Genomic DNA, 19,652 nt, shown 5'->3' on the forward strand with positions numbered 1-19,652 from the left:
AAAACATGACAATCTGGACCCCGCGTTACGATAATCTATCTCGCCCCCTCCATACAAGTCTAGTTTCAGCGTTCAAGGAGGCCATCGCGGACGGACGGCTTCCCGTCGGTACGCAACTGCTTCCCCATCGAACTCTGGCGCATGAACTGGAAATCAGCGTGCATACCGTCGGTAAAGCCTATGATGAACTCAAACGACTGGGGCTTATTGACGGACATGTCGGACGTGGCACATATGTCCTGGCCCCAACCCTCCCGTCACATCAACCTTATTTGATGGAACGGGGAACCAATGGAACAATCGACCTTTCGATCTCCCGACCGCTGATAGACCATATACATGTCGACAGGATGGACGCCGTCCTGAATAACCTCTCCATAGGGCTGGATCATGATACGTATCTCGCTTGCCGACCCAATGTCGGCCTGCGATCCCACCGAGAGGCAGGGGTGGACTGGCTGTCGCGTTGCCAGCTCGATATTTCACCGGAGTCCGTCATTATCACGAACGGCGTGACACATGGCATGGCTGTCGCGCTTTCCGCTGTGACACGGCCAGGAGATATTGTTGTCACGGAATCAATTGTCCATCATCTCATTATATCACAATGCTCATACCTCGGCCTGCGGCTTCAGGGGCTGGAATTTGACGATCAGGGACTTAGTCCGGAAGCATTTGAAGTTGCTTGTAAAAATCAGAACGTAAAAGTATATTTCAGCGTTCCTACCGTCGCCAATCCCATGGCAACCATGATGTCGGAGGAACGCCGGCGCCAGCTCATCGATATTGCCCGTCGATACGATGTGTTCATCATCGAAGATGACGCTTGGGGGCCTTTGATTGAAGACCGTCCTCTCCCGATTGCGGCGCTTGCCCCGGAACGGACGATCTATCTGACATCCTTTACGAAATGTACGATGGCAGGTCTGCGCACAGGATATATTGTCGCCCCGGATAGCCTGATACCGGCGATAACGGGGCGGCTAATTGCTTTCAGCTGGATGGGCACGCCTCTCGTCGCCGAAATTGCCAGTCGATGGATCAAGGATGGAACGGCCGACGAGCTTGTCCATTGGCAACAGCAGGCACTGGCGGAACGCTACACAATCATAAAGGAAGAGATGGCTGGCCTGTCCTGGCGCGGGCACCCCCATTCCTTACACTTCTGGCTGGAACTTCCGGACGGCTGGAACACCACAACCTATGTCAACCATGCTAACTCCCTTGGTATTGCCATCGCGCCAACACAACCTTTTCTGACCCCAACTATGCAAAAAGCAGACGCTGTCCGAATTGCGGTCGCCGGAACACAGGACACGAAAAGATTTCGCCGTGGTCTGTCAGCAATACGCAATCTTCTGCGGCGGGCGCCGGAGCCTTTTATGCATAGTTTGTAATTGTACTGCTACAATACTTTCATTGACGAGCAGTACAATAATGCATCATTCTTACCCAAACAGTGGCTGATTTCGGGGAGGCTTTTAATAAGCAATCCCCTCTGTCGACTTGAGTTCTACTTAAAACGGGACCGCTTGCGACCCCGTAACCAAAAAGCAGGCTAAATTTCGAAAACCTTCGAAAAGGGAGCGATCTATAATGAAACTTTTCAAACGTCATTACTTGAGCGGCATCGCCGTTGCGGCCGTCTTTGCGGCAGGTATCACATCAGCAAAAGCGGATAACTGGAAATATGCATTCGAGGAAGCAATCACGGATGTTCAGGGTGTCTATGCCACCAAGTTCAAGGAAGAGATAGAGAAGAACACAGACCATACAATCCAGCTCTACCCTTATGGCACGTTGGGTGAGTCCGCAGATATTATGGAGCAGGCTCAGGCCGGCATCCTGCAATTCGTGGACCAGTCGCCGGGATTCACTGGTTCCCTGATCCCCGAAGCTCAGGTTTTCTTTGTCCCCTATCTTCTGCCCTCTGATCCGGAAGAGCTGAGTTCATTCTTCCGCGACAGCAAAGCTATTCATGAAGACTTCAAGGAACTTTATGCAGAGCAGAATCTTGAACTTCTGACAATGTTCCCGGAAGGGGAAGTGGTTATGACCACGAAGGAAGAAGTCCGCAGCCCCGGAGATCTGGATGAGGTGAAATTTCGTGTCATGACGAACCCGCTTCTGGTTGAATCATACAAGGCATTCGGGGCAACGCCAACGCCGCTGCCATGGGGTGAAGTCTACGGTGCTCTGCAGACAAATATCATTCAGGGCCAGGAAAACCCTTTGTTCTTTGTTGATTCAACGAAAATGTATGAAGTGACGGAAGTCATCACTTACGCTGGTCACAATAATTTCACGACCGCTGTCATGGCCAATAAGGAGTTTTATGACGGCCTGAGTGATGAGGACAAGAAAGCCATCCAGGCCGCAACCGACGCTGCCTTCGAACATATTCTCGCTTATCAGAAAGGATTGGGAGAAGAGGCTATTGAAAACATCAAGAAAGCCAAGCCTGATATGAAGGTCGTCGTTCTGTCTGAGGAAGAACGCGCTCCGTTCAAGGACGCTGCATCGGCCGTCGAAGAAAAATTCATCGAAATGACCGGAGATAGCGGAAAAGCAATTCTCGATCAGATGAAAGCCGACCTGAAGGCCGCGATGAATTAATATATCGACCTGCAAAATAGCTGCCCGCATTGTCTGGGAAATCTGACCGCGGGCAGCTATTTATTATTTCAAGGGGGAGAGCGATATGGCGTCATCAGAAGACGGCGAAAACCAGCGATACAAATCGACATTACCGGGTTTTCTGGGAACCATCGATACCTTTATCAGCCAGTTTGAAGCCTTGATACTGGCTCTTGGCGTCATCCTGATGGCGGCGAACACGATCATAAACGTCGTTGGTCGTTTCGTATTTCAGTACAGCATATTTTTCACCGAAGAACTGAACAGAATTCTTATTATCCTTATTACCTTCGCTGGAATTGGATATGCCGCGAGATATGGTCGGCACATCCGGATGTCGGCGATTTTCGACGCCTTATCACCCAAATTACGCAAGAACCTGATGATCATTATTGCCATCATTACGGCGCTGACGATGTTCTCGCTTTGCTATTTTTCTGTCGGGTATATTATCAAGGTTGCCGAGTCCGGGCGCATCCTCCCCTCTCTTCAAATTCCCGTTTTTATAATCTTTCTTTGGGTCCCAATCGGTTTTTTTGTTACCGGCATTCAATACGCGCTCACGGCCGTTAAAAACCTGACGGCAAAAGATGTTTATCTCTCAACTCACGTTATTGAGGGATATGACGATGACGAACTGGAAATTTGAGGTAGGCGGATCATGGCTATTAAAATTGCAGGGATAATGATCGTTCTGCTACTGGCAGGATTTCCGATGATGGTTCCCCTCCTTCTCGGAGCGTTTTACGGCTTTTACGACCTGTTTTCAGGCTTCAGCAAGATGGAGTTCATGATCCAGCAGATGTTGGCTGGTATCCGTCCCGCCTCCCTGATAGCTGTCCCGATGTTTATTCTGGCCGCAGATATCATGACCCGCGGGCAATCGGCAAACCGCCTGATTGATCTGGTCATGAAATTTATCGGACATATCAAGGGCGGCCTTGCCGTCAGCACGGCGGCGGCCTGTACGTTGTTCGGCGCTGTCTCGGGCTCAACGCAGGCGACAGTCGTTGCCGTCGGCTCCCCTTTGCGCCCCCGCATGTTGAAAGCCGGATATAATGATTCCTTTGTTCTGGCGCTGATTATCAACGCCAGCGATATCGCGTTTCTTATCCCGCCAAGCATCGGCATGATTATTTATGGTGTTATTTCGAGCACCTCAATCTCCGAGTTGTTCATTGCCGGTGTCGGGCCCGGCCTTCTCCTGCTTGTCTGCTTCTCCGCCTACAGCATGATCTATGCAACGGTTAAAGGCGTCCCAACGGAGCCAAAGGCAACCTGGGGTGAACGTCTGGCCGCCATGAAGTCGGCCATATGGCCGCTTGGCTTTCCGGTCATCATTGTCGGCGGGATTTATGGCGGTATTTTCAGTCCGACAGAGGCCGCCGCCGCCTGCGTTCTATATGCCCTGATCCTTGAACTTCTGGTTTTCAGGTCCCTGAAATTCAGCGATATCTATCCTATTGCGAAATCCACGGGGCTAATTACAGCCGTTGTCTTCATTCTCGTAGGGGCCGGGGCGGCCTTCTCATGGGTCATCTCTTTCGCCAACATCCCGCAGGAAATTCTGGGGGCAGTAGGTGTTGACCAGATGGGGCCAAAGGGTGTTCTCGCCGTCATCTCGATTGCCTTCTTCATTGGCTGCATGTTCGTCGACCCAATTGTCGTGATCCTCGTTCTGGTTCCGATATTTGTTCCGGTCGTAGAGGCCGTAAATCTGGATCCGGTCTTGGTGGGAACAATTATCACCCTGCAGGTCGCGATTGGTTCGGCAACCCCGCCGTTCGGCTGCGACATTTTCACGGCGATCGCTGTATTCCGACGACCTTACCTGGATGTTATTCGCGGAATTTTCCCCTTTACCGTGATTTTGGCGTTTGTTTCCGCCGCCCTCATATTTTTCCCGCAAATTGCTCTTTTCCTGCGTGATTTGGCGTTTCGTTAAGGCAAAGGAAGAAAGATGTTCAAAACTATTCTTGTCCCCTCAGATGGCTCCAAGGGATCATTCGAGGCACTGCGCAAAGCAACTGAATTGCAGAAACTGACCGACAGTGAACTCCTGATAGTCACCGTCTTCCGGCACCACAGCCTGCTTGAAACCTCGATGTCCATGGTCCGGCCGGAAGCGCCAGAAAATATGGATGACGTCCTCCGGGAGTATGGCAAGGAGGTCGCTGATGCCAGTAAGAAATTTGCGAAAAGTCAAGGCTGCACAAATGTCCGGGCATTTGTGAAAAGCGGCCAGCCGGCACGAACCATCGTCAAATTTGCCAAGGAACACGACGTTGATCTGATCGTCCTTGGCGGCCGCGGTCATGGAGATCTGGAAGGATTATTGCTTGGCAGCGTGTCACATAAGGTAACCAGCCTGGCAGACTGTCCTGTCATGGTCGTTAAATCCTCAGGAACAGAGACGCATGTAGAAGGTGCGGAAGAGGTCACTGCTTAATCTCTACCCTTCCATCTTTCAATGAGCTCCTATGGATATGCTAAGGCTTGCTTTTGACGGCAGGCTTGTGAGTTTTTACGGAACATTTTATTGAACGTCTAACCCTCCTTAACCCGCTTCGACGCCGGGTCATACATCGGTTTTAGCGAGGCTTCGGCCTTCATAAGCCGTCCTTCAACCTCGATTTCGTAAGTAGAGGCTAGCAAATCATCTGGGCTCTCGCCCTTGCACGGGACATAACCAAGCCCGATGGCACCGCCGAGTGTATGGCCGTAGCTGCCGGAGCAGATATACCCCACAACTTTTCCGTCGCGAAGAATGGGTTCATGATGAAAGAGCAAGGGTTCGGGATCGGTCAGGCGGAACTGCAGGATACGGGACACAGGGCCGGTTTCTTTGCGCGTCAGCACGGCGTCACGGCCAATAAAGTCCGGTTTATCCGTTTTAACCGCGAAACCCAGCCCTGCGTCGATCACATGATCCCCTGCCGTAATATCATGGCCGAAATGGCGGAAGGCCTTTTCGATGCGGCAGCTATCCATCACGTGCATCCCACATAACTTGAGTTCGAGATCGGCACCGGCCTCAAGCAATGTCTCGAACACATGGCCCGCCATGTCTGTAGACACATATATTTCCCACCCTAGTTCCCCGACGTAGCTGACCCGATGAGCGCGGGCGAGGCCCATTCCAATCTCGATATCCTGTGCCGTCCCAAAAGGGTTTTGGGCATTTGAAAAGTCGTTAGGGCTGATCTTGTTGAGAAGTCGGCGGGAGTTCGGCCCCATTACGGCCATAACGGCTTCCCCCGCGGTCACATCGGTGATCACGACGCGATGATCACCTGCATGCTTTTCAAGCCAGCGCTGATCCGCAAGTCGGGTCACCGACGGAGTGACCACCAGATACGCCGTTTCCGACAATCGTGTTACGGTGACATCAGCCTCTATTCCGCCGTTTTGGTTCAGGAACTGGGTGTAGACTATCTTGCCAATCGGAACCGAAAAATCCCCACCACCGACATAGTTCAGAAATCGTTCTGCGTCCGGCCCCTCAACCCGCAATTTGCCAAATGAAGACATATCATAGAGGCCGATATTCTCGCGAATGGCCCGATGTTCCATCGCCGCATTTTCAAACCAGTTTTGGCGTTTCCAGCTATATCTGTATTCCCGCTCCTGCCCCGGATTTGCAAACCAGTTAGGGCGTTCCCACCCTGCGCTCTCCCCCATCACCGCGCCGTGCTCCAGCAAGTGATGATGCAACGGTGAACGGCGGATACCACGCGCCGTTGATTTCTGCCGGAACGGAAAGTGGTCCGCGTACAAAAGACCCAGCGTTTCCTTGGAACGCTCAAACAGATAATGGCGATTTCCTTGAAAAGGCTGCATCCGCGCGATATCCACATCGCTAAGATCGAAAGGCTTGGCGCCGTCTTCCATCCACTGTGCCAGCGCCATGCCGGCCCCGCCAGCAGATTGAATGCCGATGGAATTAAAGCCAGCGGCAATCCAGAAATTGTCAAGCTCCGGCGCAAGTCCAAGATGATAAGCATCGTCCGGCGTGAAGCTCTCCGGTCCATTGAAAAAGGTATGAATTCCTGCTTCTGCAAGCACCGGCATGCGATTGACGGCATTGCTCAGGATCGGTTCAAAATGGTCAAAATCCTCAGGAAGCTGATCAAACTCGAAATCCCGCGGAATGCCCTTCATCCCCCAGGGCTTCGCTACCGGCTCAAACGCGCCCAGCAGAAATTTCCCAGCATCCTCTTTAAAATAAGCACACTCATCGGGAACACGCAGCACGGGGAGTTGCGGCAAGCCCGGGATACTCTCCGTCACGATATAGAAATGCTCGCAGGCCTGCAGGGGCACATTGACTCCTGCCATACGGCCGATCTGATGCCCCCACATGCCCCCGCAATTGACGACCATATCGGCCTCAATATGACCGGTGGTGCCCGCTTCATCCTGCCAATCAACGCCGAGGACCCGGCGGTTCTTGACCGGGATATGTGTGACCGCCACCCGCTCCTTGATCTGGACACCGTACTGGCGCGCCCCTTTTGCCATGGCAAGGGCAATGTTGCCGGGGTCCCCTTGGCCGTCAAGCGGCAGCCACACGGCCCCCTTCACACCGTCTATATTGAGATACTCATACCGCGCCTTAACCTCAGCGGGACTGATTTCCTCTACCTCGACATCGAAGGCCCGCGCCATCGAGGCCTGGCGCAGAATTTCCTCTTTACGTTCTTCTGTCAGGGCGACTGTGATCGACCCATTCTGCTTCAGGCCCGTCGCAATGCCGGTTTCTGCTTCCAGCTTGCTGTAAAGCGCCCGACTGTACTTTGCCAGCCGAGTCATGTTTTTCGAAGCGCGAAGCTGCGCGATCAGCCCTGCCGCATGCCAGGTTGTTCCGGACGTAAGCTGTTTCCGCTCCAACAGGATGACATCCTTCCACCCGAGCTTGCCCAAATGATAGGCGACCGAGCAACCAATAACGCCGCCCCCGATAATAACAGCTCGCGCCTTTTTCGGTAGATCATTCATACCCAGAACCCCACAACAATAAATTCAAAACCCCCGCCGCCCGCAATTTTTTAGTTGGCGATATCAATGGACATTGTGCAGAAATGCACGATAGTGTTTGCATATGTATCAGACATTTCGATCACTCCTCCTCCTTGTCGGCTTGCTATCGCTCAGCGCCTGCACCGCAGTCGGCATAAAGGTTGCGAATGCACCCGTCCCTTTTTTTGACGGAAACATCGTCAGAGACATCGTCTTTGACGAAGAAAGCACCCAAACACTCGATATTTATATACCGGATCAAGCAACCGAGGAAAGGCTTCCGGTCGTTATCTTCTTCTATGGTGGGCGATGGACAACTGGCGAGAAAGAGGATTTTGCCTTTGTCGGGACCGCCCTTGCGGAAAAGGGGTTTATCGTCGTCATTCCTGACTACCGAAAATATCCGGATGTCCGGTTTCCAACATTCGTGGAAGACGGTGCCGATGCCGTAAGCTGGGTTCACGAGAATATCGAAGACTATCGCGGCAAGCCCGATATGCTTTTTCTGTCCGGGCATTCATCAGGGGCGCATATCGCCTCGCTTTTAATTGTTGATGAGCGATACCTGAAGCCCGGGATAAATTCTGCCATCAAGGGGTTTGCGGGTCTGGCCGGCCCGTATTCCTTTACTCCCGAAGCAGAGGACGTGAAAATAATATTTGGGCCGCCCTCCCAATACCCGCAGATGCAGGCTACAAACTTTATCGACGGGAGTGAGCCGCCGCTCCTGCTTTTGTATGGCCGCAACGATAAGCTTGTCGCGCCTTACAATCTGGAACGGTTACGGCAAAAGATTGCGGAGAACGGCGGAAAGGTTCAGGCGAAATATTATTCCAACATTAGTCACATAGAGATAATTGGCGCGATGTCTTGGGTCTGGCGGTCCAAGGCACCTGTCCTGGAGGACCTGGCCACATTTTTCCATGAAAATTCTTATTAATCGAACGAAGCAACAGACACCCTATTTCGCATGCTTTTACCGCAACCAGTTTGCCAACTCACTGTAAGTCGGCGTCCTGATATCATCGCCCTTTATAGCCGCCTTTTATGCAAACTCGTCTCGCAGTATCCGTTTCAGTATCTTGCCTGACGGATTGCGCGGCAGGCTGTCCCTCAATAGCACCCGCTTGGGCACCTTGAACCCGGCGAGATGCTGCCGACAATGCGATACGAAGGCTTCTTCGTCAAAGGTGACGCCCTCTTTCGGCACAATGACGGCGACCGGCACCTCTCCCCATTTATCATCCGGCAGGCCAATGACCGCCGCTTCCAACACGTCGGGCATCTGATAAATCACGCGTTCCAGCTCAGATGACGCAATATTCTCGCCGCCGGAGATGATCATGTCTTTCTTGCGATCTGTAAGATAGAGAAACCCTTCTTCATCGAGAAGCCCGACATCGCCGGTCTTGAACCAGTCGCCGATCCGCGTTTCCGCCGTTTTGGCCGGATCGTTCCAGTAACCCTCGGTCACCTTCGGGCCGCGCAGGCATATTTCCCCCTCTTCACCCGGCGAAAGCGGCTTGCCTGCGTCATCAACAATACTAATAGAGACATGCGGCGTGGCGCGGCCGGTGGAGCCGATCTTGTCAATCTCCCAGCCTGGCTCCATAAAAGTATCGCCACTGCAGGATTCCGTCAGGCCGTAGGCGTCGATATATCGACCGTTCGTAAAATACTTTTGAAATTCGAGGATTCGCCCTTCCGGCGTTTTCTCCCCCCCGCCAATGCACCATTCGAGACTGCGAACATCGTAATTTTCCTTGTCCGGAAGCTCCAATATACCCGCGAGCATGATCGGTGCCAGCCAGGCTCCAGTGAGCTTTTCAGTCTCAATTGCCGAAAGTACGGCAAGAGGTTCGTATTCCCGGTGGATTTTCAACATACCACCAAGCCAGAGCACAGCCATACCCGGCAGGTCGAAGGCACCGACATGATAAAGTGGACCCGTTACCAGCAAACGGGTTTGCTGGCTCAAACCGAGAACAACTACATGCTCCATGCTTTTCCAGTAGAAATTGTCATAGCTATGCATGACACCTTTTGGTCGGTCCGTCGTCCCCGACGTGTACATGAGGCGGAAAAGATCATCGGGTCGGAGGTAACATGGTTCCGGAATAGCATCCTCCACGCCCGTGAAATCAAGGATATTCTCCTGCATCGCATCGGACAAAACATGCTTTGGAATATTAACTTGGAGAATGTCATCAAATTCCGCATCTCCGATCAGGAGAGATGCATTTGCGTTGCCAACTATGTAAGCAACCTCATCTGTCGCCAGACGGTAGTTGATCGGGAGGAAAACAGCCCCAAGATAGCTGGTAGCGCAGGCAATTTCGATAAAGGCTGGGCTGTTTTTCATAAAAACAGCGACGACATCTCCTTTGCCGATACCTTGCTCTGAAAGGAAACGGGCGAGCTGACTTACACGCTCCCACAACGCGCCATAGCTGATGCGGCTATCCTCATAAACGATGGCGGTATTCTCGGGCCAGCGTTGCGCATGGTATTTCAGAAAGCTGCTGAGATTGACCATTTTAAAATCCTCTCCTCAACCTTGCCAGATGATCAATAGGAACGCGGCATTCCAAGATCATGAACGGCAATGAAATTCAAAATCATCTCTTCCGAGACAGGCGCAAACCGGAACAAACGCGCATCCCGCCAGAGCCGTTCAAGGTGGGACTCCGTCGCATACCCCATGCCACCCATGGCCTGCATGGATCTTTCCGTCGCATTCGCGACCGCCTGCGCAGCAATCAGCTTGGCGGCATTGGCCTCACTTCCGAAAGGCTCACCGATGTCGTACTGGGCAGCTGCCTTATAGTTTAATAGACGGGCGGCATCAATCTCTGCCTTGGCCTGCGCCAGCGGAAACTGAATTCCCTGATACGCACTCACCGGCTTATCACCAAATACTTTTCTGTCATTTGCATAGGCAACGGCAAGTCGGAGAGCGAGGTCCCCTGCCCCCACCAACCCTGCCGTTGTTACGATACGCTCCGTATTCAGGATATCAAGCAGTTCTTTCCAGCCACCATGTAATGTTCCAACCAGCTCCTCCGGTTCAATACGAACTTCATCGAAGAAAACCGAGCAGGAAGATAAGGTACGCGTTCCAACCTTGTCGATCGGATGGTATGTCAGGCCTTCGCGATCCACATCGATCATGAACATGGAAAGACCGTCGGTTCGCTTTTGAACGTCTTCTACCTTTTTCGAGCGCGCGATGACCAGCATCTTCTGGGCCTGGTCAACCGCCGTTATCCAGATCTTCTCGCCATTGAGGCGCCAGCCATCACTATCTTCATCCGCGAATGTCTTGAGTTCCAGGCTGTTGCTTCCCGCCCTTGATTCAGTCAGTGCCATGCAGAAGTTGATCTCGCCGGAAACCAGCTTCGGCAGAAGCTCCTGCTTCATTTTGTCGGTACCGAATTTAGAAATCGTCACGCCCCCGAAAATCGGATTGATCATAAATAGCTGACCGAGCGTCGACCCACCACTGCTGGCGGAGAGGTTTTCGACAATCAATGCCATTTCCAGCATTCCCTGGCCTGCCCCACCGTATTCCTCCGGCAAGGCAACGCCCGCTAGCCCGGCATCGCAAACCGCCTGCCAAAGATCTTTCGGAAAGGCCTTTTTCTCATCCAGCTCCCGCCAGTAATTCAGGCCAAACTCCTCGCCAATCCGATAGGCGGTCGTAGCAATCATCTTTTGCTCTTCGGATAACCGGAAATCCATTGTTTTTTCCTTTTCTAATTGACCAGCAACCTAAGCGGCTTTTCAAGATATGATTTGATTGAGTTCAGAAAGGCGAGACCGCTCACACCATCGAAAATCCGGTGATCACAGGACAGGACCAGTCCCATTTCCTGCTTCAGGATCGGCTTGCCCTTCTTGTTGGGACGGAAGGTGTCACGAATGCTTCCGACACCGAGAATAGAAGACTGGCCCGGATTGATAATCGAGCTCATGTAAGTGACATCAAACATCCCGGCATTCGAGATAGTCGTGGCACCGTCCGCCATATCTTCTGACGATAATTTACCTTCTCTCGTTTTTTCGATTACGGCCCGCGCGGAGGTTGCGATCGACGCAATACCAAGCCCTCTCAAGTTCCGTATCAAAGGCGCAAATAATCCAATTTCGGTGCTGACAGCAACGCCAACATCAATCGTTTCATACGTCAGGATTTCTCCCTCCTGCCAGACACAATTCGCCTTTTCATTATCCTCAAGTGCCCGAGCAACAGCCGCGATAACAAGATGATTTATACTTATCTTCAGACCATCATTCTCTTCATTCAATTGTTGCCGGAGTGTCAGCATTTTTCCGGCGTCAACCTCGGTGGACAGATAGAAATGCGGTGTATCTCGCTTCGCTTCGGTCAGCCGTCTGGCAACTGTTGCCTCATAGGACGATGGATTCCGACGCTCACTTGACCTGGAGCTGGGAGTAGTCGGCGCAACTCCATGCGAAATAGCACTGCGCACATCATCGGCCTTGATGCGCCCCCTTGGGCCGGACCCCGCAATGAGGGTCAAGTCAATATCATTCTGGTCTGCGATACGCTTTGCGAGTGGCGTCGCAATAATCCTTTTTGAGCCGGCGTTTTTCGGGGCTGTTGGTGCCGATGTCACTGGTTTTTCGGAAACGGGCGTTGTTTCGGCATTTTCCACTACTTCTGAGGGAGCATCCTCAGGCTTCTGCGGGATTGAGGCGTTCCCGACATCCCATTGCGCGAGAGCAACACCAACGGAAACGGTTTCTCCTGCCGGGACGAGAATATCATGGAGCACACCATCTGCTGGCGCCTCGATCTCGTTAGCGATCTTTTCCGTTTCAACCACCAGAACAACATCATTTTTCTTAAAGCTGTCACCGGGCGCGATCATCCATTCAGAGATTGTCCCCTCTGTCATGGTGAGCCCCAGCTTTGGCATGATCAACTCGGCGCCATTCGACATGCTTATTTCCCTTTGAAGTTCGCGGGCCGCTTTTCCAAAAAGGCAGTGCATCCCTCATGGGCATCTTCAGAATCCAGAACAAGACCGATCAGGCTTTGCTCATAGGGTAACGCCGCCGATAGAGGCATATCTGCTCCATGGAGCAACCCGCGCTTCAACAGTTTCAGAACAAGCGGTGATTTCTGGGCGATCTTGTTGGCTTCTTCATAAACCGTCTTCATCAGTTCTTCTGAAGGCACCACCTGATTGGCGAGTCCAAGATCGACAGCCTCCTGAGCGCCAATCTGATCACCCGTGAACATAAGTTGCTTAGCGCGGCAAAGAGGAATCTGGCGGATAATACGCTGCGTTCCGCCAGCGCCGGGGAACAGGCCAAGCGTTATTTCCGGCAAGCCCAGTTTCGATTTTTCCGAAAGGATGCGGATATCAAGCGCCAGGATAAGTTCGGTTCCGCCACCCAGAGCCCAACCATTCACAGCCGCGATGGTTGGCTTTTCACAGCTTTCAATCCGGCGGAAAACCCGGTGAATGATTTCTGCAAACTCCTGATAATGAGCCAGACCCTGACGCGAGTTGAGGTCGCTGATGTCTCCACCTGCGATAAAGGCTCTATCGCCAGAACCGGTAAAAACGATCACCCGCACAGTGTCATCATTTTCAAGGTTTGTGATGGCCTCCTCCATCTCCAGCAGGGTCGGAACATCAAGCGCGTTTAGTGTTTTCGGGCGATTTATTGTGAGCGTCGCAACAGGCCCGTCTTTCTCAATTAGGATAGCGTTTTCGGCCATAATTTTTTCTCCGGGTATTTAGGCAAGGACCTGCTCTACGGCAGCAATGACATTGTCCGCATTCGGCAGATATTGACTTTCAAGTGATTTGGCGAAGGGAACCGGCATGAATGGAGCCCCGACACGGACGATCGGTGCATCCAGTTCATCAAAACCGATATCCGCCATTCGGGCCGCAATCTCGGCTCCGACACCAAAACTCGTCACCGCCTCATGCAGGATAACCAGACGGTGAGTGCGCGAAAGCGACGCAAGAACTGCCACTTCATCCCATGGCTGAACGGAGCGTAGGTCGATCACTTCCGCCTCGATATTTTTCGTGGCGAGCGTCTCTGCCGCCATAAGTGCGGTATTGACAGCCGCACCGTAGCTTACAATCGTAACATCGGTGCCCTCGCGCGCCGTGCGCGCCTTTCCGATCGCAACATCCTTATCGGCTTCACTCATTTCCCCTTTCAGGGAATACATCGCCTTATTCTCGATAAAAATGACTGGATCAGGATCTGCAATAGCGGCCTTTAGCAGATTGTTCGCATCGGATGGATTGCTTGGCACCACGACCTTCAATCCCGGTATATGGGCGAACCAGGCTTCAAGACACTGCGAATGTTGCGGACCGGCATTGACGCCACCGCCATGCGGTGTACGGAGTACCATCGGAACCGAACATTGACCACCGAACATAAAACGCGCCTTTGCAGCCTGATTGACCAGCGCATCCATGGAGAGAGAAACAAAATCCATGAACATGATTTCGACGACAGGTTTCAACCCGCTCATGGCCGCCCCGACGGCCGCCCCAACGATAGTTGCCTCGGATATCGGTGTATCGCGCACCCGCACTTCCCCATGCTTTTCCAGAAGCCCGCGCGTCACACCGAACGGGCCGCCCGCATGGGCAACATCCTCACCGAACAGAACAACAGTCGGATCGTCTGTCAATGCGTCGTCCAGCGCCATATTGATGGCTTTGGCAAATCTCACTTCAGTCATGCTTAGAGGCCCTCCACGGCTGTATAGACATCCGTTCTGGCACGCTCGAAATCGGGGTCGCTTCCACCCCGCCCGGCATCAACTGCATTGGAAATCTTCTGGTCCACCTTTTCCCGGACGGCCTGCATTTCTTTTTTTGTTATCCGTTTCGTAGCAATCAATTTCTCGAACTTGGTTATCGGATCATGCTCCGAGATTGAGGTCAGTTCCTCTTCCGTGCGGTATTTCTGTGGATCGCCCTCAAAATGACCGCGCACACGATGCGTTATACATTCAAGAAGCTGCGGGCCTTCACCCCGGCGTGCCGCATTGGCGAGTTCATCCGCCGCCTTGTGAACGTCCATAACCTCGTTCCCGTCGACACATTGCGACGGGATGTCAAAGGCCTTGACGAGATCCTTGACATTTGCCACGAACTGAAGATTTGCCGGAGAAAATTCTGACCATCCGTTATTCTCACAGACGAAAAGAACCGGCAGCTTCCATAGCGAGGCCAGATTGAAACTCTCATGCAGAACCCCTTCCGCAAGGGCGCCATCTCCAAAAAATACAACGGCAATGGCATCATTCTTTTTTACCTGATGCGCAAGCGCACTGCCGATTGCAAGAGGGATACCGGCGCCAACGATACCGTTTGCTCCCAGCATTCCGACCGACATATCCGCCACATGCATGGAACCGCCCCGGCCACCGCAAATACCTTCTTCCTTGCCCATGACTTCCAGAAAAAAGCTTTCAAGCTCAACCCCCTTCGAGAGTGCATGTCCGTGGCCACGATGATTGGACGCAAGAGTGTCCTGCTTTTCCAGGGCTGAGGTGATGCCAACGCACACAGCTTCCTGCCCAACACTCAAATGTATAAAACCGGGAACTTCGCCATCAGCGAATAATGACGACAGCTTATTTTCGGCCTCCCGAACCAGCAGCATACGCTCGTAAAATTCCAGCAACTGCGATTTGGAAGCAGGTTTGCCCGCTTTTGTTGATTTCATCCCGGGCCCCTATTTTGAAAAGGCAGTACAAATATCTTGATTATATTTCTATATGAGAATAGTTTTCTGTCAAGAGAATATAAGAAAAAGTATCGTCGACGGAAACAAGTTTATTCTCACGGCAGGGACGACTGCATTAGTTGGATTAAATTGGCTTTCTTGTTACATTTCAAACATGCTAGAGTTTGCTGTTCGTTGAGCACGAATTAAGTTTGGAAATACCTGAACGAAAAAAAGATTGTTGCGTTTTAAGTGAAAATAATACGATGCAAATAATGCGAATAGCCCAGTACTATGGATAGTGAAACAATCCCTCAAACCAAGCTTGTCGGCGCGCTGGTCGGCGGTATCAGCGTCTTGCGTTACTTGAGCGCCAGTAATTCTCCACTTGGCGTGACGCAAGTTGCCCGCGACCTCAACATTAATCCGAGCACTTGTTTCAATTTGCTCAGGACACTTGTTCATGAAGGGCTCGTTGTTTTTAATCCGGATACAAAAACATACCAGATCGGGCTTGGCCTGGTCGAAATTGCGCATTCTGCCCTAAATGGTGCCAGTCTTGTCCGGCTGGTGCAGCCCCTGCTTGATAAAATTTCGATTGAAAATCAGGTGACCCTGACATTATGGCAAAAAATGCAGGATGATCGCGTTATGCTGATTGCCAACTCCGGACCGGGTTCTGTTATCAGTATCAATATGAATGTCGGTCAGCGCCTGCCATGCTTTGTTGGCGCTCTCGGACGTTGCTTTGCCGCGTTTTCCGACCTGTCAAAGCAACAACTCAAGTCAGCCTATTCCAAAATCCGTATTGAAAATCCGGCTCCCTTTGAAGAATGGTATGACAGTCTGAACGATGTCCGGGAAAGTAAATGCGCAATTGACGAAGGCAACTTCTCGCAAGGCTTTACGACTGTTTCTGCACCCGTATTTGACGTCGAGGACCGTCCCGCTATGACAATCAGCGCCGTCGCGGTGACGGCACAACTCGACAAAAAGAAACTGGAGAAAATCGCGGAGGCAGTGAAACAAACAGCCTCAACCGTTACAGCCGCCATTCAGGGAATGCCCCAGAAAAACTGAAGGGAAAGGATGAACGGAAAATTCCCGTTCATCCCGGTATTCTTTACTGACCCAATGTCTTGGCATCAACTTTTGCAAAAACTTCGGTCCAAAGCATGTCAGCCATCGCCGCATTATCCCCCTTGATGGGCTCGTATTTTGCTTCCCACTTCTCAATCAGCTCAACAAACTTCTCCATCAACGGTTCTGGATCCGCAATTTTATATTTTGTTTTAGCCGTTTCGATCACTGTCGCCCGGTCGGTTTTCAGGAACTCAGTCACGGAATTCTTGAGCTCTTCAGACGGCTCGATCAATTCTACGCCTTTTTCTTCCAGCATCGCCTCGGCTTCAGCATCCTTTACCATGTAGCCTGCAGATGTATCTATCAGGCCGATTGCGGCGTTTTTCATAAGGATTTCACGTTGTGGAACGCTGAGCGCCTCCCAGTATTTAGCACTCACGGAGAAAATGCCCCATGAACGATATGTGCCGAGATTGAGGATTGTTGCTTTCTTCGCAATATCCCAGATGCTATGGCTTTTCATGGCGCCGATCGGCTGCATGACAACGTCAACCTGTCCACGAGAAATAGATTCATACATTTCACTGGACGGCATCGAAACAGGAATGGCTCCGACATAGTTCAGCCAACGGGACCATAACGCACCGGCCGCACGAATCCTCATGCCTTTAAGTGATTCCAGTTCACTTACGTCTTCCTTACCGAGCAACTGGTAGGCGGAAGTACTGGCAGATCCTAGAACGACAATGCCGTTCCTTTTGTAATCATCCAGGCACCCTTGACAATGTAGAAAATTAAATTCCGTTACCGCGGCAGAAACCGCAGGCGGGTAAGTCCCATAAATCGCCATATCCGCGACGAGGCTTGCATAGGGGAACTCGGCCGGATAATAGCCAAAGACAATCTGCCCGATGTCGGCAACGCCATCACTCAGCCCCTGCACCATGTTTTTTCCGCCCAGCAATGAGCCGCCTGCGAAAAGTTTGAACGTCAGTTCTCCGTTAGAGTCTTTCTCTACCCGTTCAATAAACGGTTCCGCCCCGAATTCCACAACAGGATTCTTCGGCGACAGGAAGGACGCAAACCGCCCCTGATCTTTCGCAAGCGCCGTACCCGACAGGGCAACCGAGGCCGCAAGGGCCAACCCCGTCAATACGGACGATTTGGATATTTTCTTTATCATAACTCTTTAATCCTCTCCTTTTTTTGTTTTGTTTAATTTTACTGGTTAAGGTTTTCGAAATGCCAGATGCCATCAATTCATCAACTGCGGCAGCCATAGGCTTATTTGCGGAAAAATAATCAACAGCGACATGGTGATCAGGTCCGCAACAAGGAACCATAGAATTCCTCGGAATATAGTTACCGTTGAAATTGCATCACCAACAATGCCCTTGATGACGAAAACATTGAGACCGACCGGCGGCGTTATCAATGCAATCTCCAGGAACTTGGCGATAAGGATACCGAACCAAATCAGGTTGATATCCGCCGCTTCCGCTACCGGTAGAAAGATTGGCAACGTTAACAACATGATACCTATGGGATCCAGAAACATACCCAGAAGAAGATAGACGACAGCCATTCCGGCCAGGATCGTGAGCGGGTTAACGGCGGCCTCTAGGACGAAGTCGGAAAGAAAATCCGGTATTCCGGTTAAAGCCAAAAAGCGCGTCAGGATAGCCGCGCCGATGGCGATCACAAAAATCGCCGCCGTGCTCACCAATGTCTCGGAGACTGACTTCTTGATCAAATCAAGATTAAGCTTTCGCCGGATACCTGCAACGAAGAAGGACAGCAAGGCGCCGACGGCTCCTGCTTCAGTTGGCGTAAAGACACCAATGAATAGCCCACCGATAACCGCAAATATGATTACTAGTAAAGGCCAGGTCTCCCCCAATGAATAAAATCGCTCATGCCAAGTCGGAAGAAGATCTTTATCTGGTGCGAGAGACGGATTTGCTTTCACACGTATTACAACCATCGCGGCAAACATCACTGCCGTAAGCAAACCCGGAATGATGCCGGCCACAAAAAGCTGGCCGATGGGAACCTCTGCAAAAACGCCGTAAATCAGCAGCATAATGCTAGGCGGAATCATGGACCCTATGGTCCCGGCCGCCGCCACAACGCCCGAGGCGAGTCCCTTGTCATATTTATAGCGCAGCATTTCAGGGACGGCGATCCTCCCCATTGCCGCGGCGCAGGCCAGGCTTGAACCGGTTACGGCGGAGAACCCGGCGCTTGCACCAATGGAAGCGATTGCAAGCCCACCCGGCAAAGCCGACAGCCATAAACGCGCTGTCCTGAACAGACCGTCTGTCATTTGAGCATGGTAAGCGACGTAACCCATCAACAGAAACATGGGCACGGAACTCAACGTCCAGTGAGCTGCAAAGTCATATGGGATTGCCGTAATGATCCCCCACATTGCCCCGGACCCAAGCAGGAAATAAATGCCAACGGCACCCACGAACCCAAGCGCCACACCAACCGGCACATAGAGAAGCATCAGCAGGACCATAACGGCCAGGCCGACAAAACCAATCTGTAAATCACTCATCGAAATGGTCTCCCGATGCAGCCTGCTGTTCTTCGGTTTCATGGAAAGCGCTGTCTGTGAGGTAGCGCCACAGCTTGTATAGCAACAGCAGTACGAGGGCCCCGCACCCGAAGGGGACGAAGAAACGGCCTGGCCAGACTGTAACCTGTGCCTCACCCATTACATATTCACCGATTTCATATTTACCGACCGCGTCGCCCCAGAGGCGCCAAGTCAGAGCCGCGAAATAGATTGCCGAAACAACTGTGGAGAAAATCAGAACCAGGCGGCGACCCTGACTCGCGAGCCCATTGGTCAGGAGCTCCACACGAATATGGCTGTTCTCTCTCTCGACCTGAGCCAACGGAAGGAAGACAATGGCAACCATCAGATAGGAAGCCACAACGTCCATCGTCCAAAGAAAGGGCGTGTTGAACAAATACTTACTGAAAACATCTAGACTTATCTGCAAAAGCATCATAACCAATGCGGCCCCTGCCAGCATTGTGAAGCTTCCCGTGATAATGTCGAGAAACCGCTTTATCATCCGCACCTCCCACAGCGCTTTTTTATTTATTTATTCCTAGCTTAGAGATGCCTCTGGCACGCCCCTCAAAAATTCTCTTTACAG

At 51.9% G+C, this 19,652-nt stretch carries 17 protein-coding genes; 7 read left to right on the forward strand and 10 right to left on the reverse strand.

Annotated elements, in window-relative coordinates; genetic code table 11:
• Positions 1 to 5 precede the first annotated feature (5 nt).
• The 5 genes from AACZ19_RS02915 to AACZ19_RS02935 all read left to right on the forward strand — a co-directional run bounded on the left by AACZ19_RS02915 (position 6) and on the right by AACZ19_RS02935 (position 5,086).
• Complete coding sequence (locus tag AACZ19_RS02915) at positions 6 to 1,397, forward strand: PLP-dependent aminotransferase family protein (RefSeq protein ID WP_339630956.1); 1,392 nt, start codon at positions 6 to 8, stop codon at positions 1,395 to 1,397.
• A 199-nt stretch (positions 1,398 to 1,596) separates the two neighbouring features.
• A complete protein-coding gene (dctP, locus tag AACZ19_RS02920; protein WP_339630958.1) occupies positions 1,597 to 2,616 on the forward strand; it encodes a TRAP transporter substrate-binding protein DctP in 1,020 nt (339 codons plus the stop codon).
• Between the two features lie 85 nt (positions 2,617 to 2,701).
• A complete protein-coding gene (locus AACZ19_RS02925) occupies positions 2,702 to 3,286 on the forward strand; it encodes a TRAP transporter small permease (RefSeq protein ID WP_339630960.1) in 585 nt (194 codons plus the stop codon).
• A gap of 12 nt (positions 3,287 to 3,298) precedes the next feature.
• The gene (locus AACZ19_RS02930; protein ID WP_339630962.1) at positions 3,299 to 4,582 is read left to right on the forward strand and encodes a TRAP transporter large permease; all 1,284 of its coding nucleotides are present in this window, start codon (positions 3,299 to 3,301) and stop codon (positions 4,580 to 4,582) included.
• Between the two features lie 15 nt (positions 4,583 to 4,597).
• Positions 4,598 to 5,086: a universal stress protein gene (locus AACZ19_RS02935; RefSeq protein WP_339630964.1), complete on the forward strand. Its 489-nt coding sequence runs from the start codon at positions 4,598 to 4,600 to the stop codon at positions 5,084 to 5,086.
• A gap of 98 nt (positions 5,087 to 5,184) precedes the next feature.
• Here AACZ19_RS02935 and AACZ19_RS02940 read toward each other — a convergent pair whose 3' ends face one another.
• Complete coding sequence (locus tag AACZ19_RS02940) at positions 5,185 to 7,635, reverse strand: FAD-dependent oxidoreductase (RefSeq protein ID WP_339630966.1); 2,451 nt, start codon at positions 7,633 to 7,635, stop codon at positions 5,185 to 5,187.
• A 103-nt stretch (positions 7,636 to 7,738) separates the two neighbouring features.
• Between AACZ19_RS02940 and AACZ19_RS02945 the strand changes: the two genes are divergently transcribed.
• Positions 7,739 to 8,596, forward strand: a complete 858-nt coding sequence (locus AACZ19_RS02945; protein WP_339630968.1) for an alpha/beta hydrolase — start codon at positions 7,739 to 7,741, stop codon at positions 8,594 to 8,596.
• 105 nt (positions 8,597 to 8,701) lie between these two features.
• On the opposite strand, the gene AACZ19_RS02950 is transcribed toward AACZ19_RS02945, so the two are convergent.
• From AACZ19_RS02950 to AACZ19_RS02975, 6 genes are read right to left on the reverse strand one after another with little or no spacing between them, the layout of a single operon-like run.
• Positions 8,702 to 10,192: an AMP-binding protein gene (locus AACZ19_RS02950; protein WP_339630970.1), complete on the reverse strand. Its 1,491-nt coding sequence runs from the start codon at positions 10,190 to 10,192 to the stop codon at positions 8,702 to 8,704.
• A 32-nt stretch (positions 10,193 to 10,224) separates the two neighbouring features.
• On the reverse strand, positions 10,225 to 11,397 hold the full coding sequence (locus AACZ19_RS02955; protein ID WP_339630972.1) for an acyl-CoA dehydrogenase family protein: 1,173 nt from the start codon (positions 11,395 to 11,397) through the stop codon (positions 10,225 to 10,227).
• Positions 11,398 to 11,411: 14 nt separating this feature from the next.
• Positions 11,412 to 12,623 (reverse strand): dihydrolipoamide acetyltransferase family protein, encoded by a 1,212-nt coding sequence (locus AACZ19_RS02960; RefSeq protein ID WP_339630974.1) that lies wholly within the window; start codon positions 12,621 to 12,623, stop codon positions 11,412 to 11,414.
• Between the two features lie 2 nt (positions 12,624 to 12,625).
• On the reverse strand, positions 12,626 to 13,411 hold the full coding sequence (locus AACZ19_RS02965; protein WP_339630976.1) for an enoyl-CoA hydratase-related protein: 786 nt from the start codon (positions 13,409 to 13,411) through the stop codon (positions 12,626 to 12,628).
• 18 nt (positions 13,412 to 13,429) lie between these two features.
• Positions 13,430 to 14,404 carry an alpha-ketoacid dehydrogenase subunit beta gene (locus AACZ19_RS02970; protein ID WP_339630978.1) on the reverse strand — a complete coding sequence of 325 codons (975 nt, stop codon included), beginning with the start codon at positions 14,402 to 14,404 and terminating at the stop codon, positions 13,430 to 13,432.
• Positions 14,405 to 14,406: 2 nt separating this feature from the next.
• Entirely contained in the window at positions 14,407 to 15,396 is a 990-nt protein-coding gene (locus AACZ19_RS02975; protein ID WP_339630980.1) for a thiamine pyrophosphate-dependent dehydrogenase E1 component subunit alpha, read from the reverse strand.
• 294 nt (positions 15,397 to 15,690) lie between these two features.
• Between AACZ19_RS02975 and AACZ19_RS02980 the strand changes: the two genes are divergently transcribed.
• The gene (locus AACZ19_RS02980; protein WP_339630982.1) at positions 15,691 to 16,476 is read left to right on the forward strand and encodes an IclR family transcriptional regulator; all 786 of its coding nucleotides are present in this window, start codon (positions 15,691 to 15,693) and stop codon (positions 16,474 to 16,476) included.
• A 43-nt stretch (positions 16,477 to 16,519) separates the two neighbouring features.
• Here AACZ19_RS02980 and AACZ19_RS02985 read toward each other — a convergent pair whose 3' ends face one another.
• The 3 genes from AACZ19_RS02985 to AACZ19_RS02995 all read right to left on the reverse strand — a co-directional run bounded on the left by AACZ19_RS02985 (position 16,520) and on the right by AACZ19_RS02995 (position 19,568).
• Complete coding sequence (locus AACZ19_RS02985) at positions 16,520 to 17,662, reverse strand: C4-dicarboxylate TRAP transporter substrate-binding protein (protein ID WP_339630984.1); 1,143 nt, start codon at positions 17,660 to 17,662, stop codon at positions 16,520 to 16,522.
• A 72-nt stretch (positions 17,663 to 17,734) separates the two neighbouring features.
• Positions 17,735 to 19,042: a TRAP transporter large permease gene (locus AACZ19_RS02990; protein ID WP_339630986.1), complete on the reverse strand. Its 1,308-nt coding sequence runs from the start codon at positions 19,040 to 19,042 to the stop codon at positions 17,735 to 17,737.
• Positions 19,035 to 19,568 (reverse strand): TRAP transporter small permease, encoded by a 534-nt coding sequence (locus AACZ19_RS02995; protein WP_339630988.1) that lies wholly within the window; start codon positions 19,566 to 19,568, stop codon positions 19,035 to 19,037. The genes AACZ19_RS02990 and AACZ19_RS02995 overlap by 8 nt, the downstream gene beginning before the upstream one ends.
• Positions 19,569 to 19,652 lie beyond the last annotated feature (84 nt).

The organism is uncultured Sneathiella sp. (genome assembly GCF_963973085.1).
Lineage (GTDB): Bacteria > Pseudomonadota > Alphaproteobacteria > Sneathiellales > Sneathiellaceae > Sneathiella.

Excerpts from the sequence above, each read along its gene's own strand:
- AACZ19_RS02980 (WP_339630982.1), top strand. The coding sequence starts at position 15,691 with ATGGATAGTGAAACAATCCCTCAAACCAAGCTTGTCGGCGCGCTGGTC.
- AACZ19_RS02930 (WP_339630962.1), top strand. The coding sequence starts at position 3,299 with ATGGCTATTAAAATTGCAGGGATAATGATCGTTCTGCTACTGGCAGGA.
- AACZ19_RS02925 (WP_339630960.1), top strand. The coding sequence starts at position 2,702 with ATGGCGTCATCAGAAGACGGCGAAAACCAGCGATACAAATCGACATTA.
- AACZ19_RS02935 (WP_339630964.1), top strand. The coding sequence starts at position 4,598 with ATGTTCAAAACTATTCTTGTCCCCTCAGATGGCTCCAAGGGATCATTC.
- AACZ19_RS02950 (WP_339630970.1), bottom strand. The coding sequence starts at position 10,192 with ATGGTCAATCTCAGCAGCTTTCTGAAATACCATGCGCAACGCTGGCCC.
- AACZ19_RS02940 (WP_339630966.1), bottom strand. The coding sequence starts at position 7,635 with ATGAATGATCTACCGAAAAAGGCGCGAGCTGTTATTATCGGGGGCGGC.
- AACZ19_RS02995 (WP_339630988.1), bottom strand. The coding sequence starts at position 19,568 with ATGATAAAGCGGTTTCTCGACATTATCACGGGAAGCTTCACAATGCTG.
- AACZ19_RS02985 (WP_339630984.1), bottom strand. The coding sequence starts at position 17,662 with ATGATAAAGAAAATATCCAAATCGTCCGTATTGACGGGGTTGGCCCTT.
- AACZ19_RS02975 (WP_339630980.1), bottom strand. The coding sequence starts at position 15,396 with ATGAAATCAACAAAAGCGGGCAAACCTGCTTCCAAATCGCAGTTGCTG.
- AACZ19_RS02970 (WP_339630978.1), bottom strand. The coding sequence starts at position 14,404 with ATGACTGAAGTGAGATTTGCCAAAGCCATCAATATGGCGCTGGACGAC.
- dctP (WP_339630958.1), top strand. The coding sequence starts at position 1,597 with ATGAAACTTTTCAAACGTCATTACTTGAGCGGCATCGCCGTTGCGGCC.
- AACZ19_RS02915 (WP_339630956.1), top strand. The coding sequence starts at position 6 with ATGACAATCTGGACCCCGCGTTACGATAATCTATCTCGCCCCCTCCAT.
- AACZ19_RS02960 (WP_339630974.1), bottom strand. The coding sequence starts at position 12,623 with ATGTCGAATGGCGCCGAGTTGATCATGCCAAAGCTGGGGCTCACCATG.
- AACZ19_RS02965 (WP_339630976.1), bottom strand. The coding sequence starts at position 13,411 with ATGGCCGAAAACGCTATCCTAATTGAGAAAGACGGGCCTGTTGCGACG.
- AACZ19_RS02945 (WP_339630968.1), top strand. The coding sequence starts at position 7,739 with ATGTATCAGACATTTCGATCACTCCTCCTCCTTGTCGGCTTGCTATCG.
- AACZ19_RS02990 (WP_339630986.1), bottom strand. The coding sequence starts at position 19,042 with ATGAGTGATTTACAGATTGGTTTTGTCGGCCTGGCCGTTATGGTCCTG.
- AACZ19_RS02955 (WP_339630972.1), bottom strand. The coding sequence starts at position 11,397 with ATGGATTTCCGGTTATCCGAAGAGCAAAAGATGATTGCTACGACCGCC.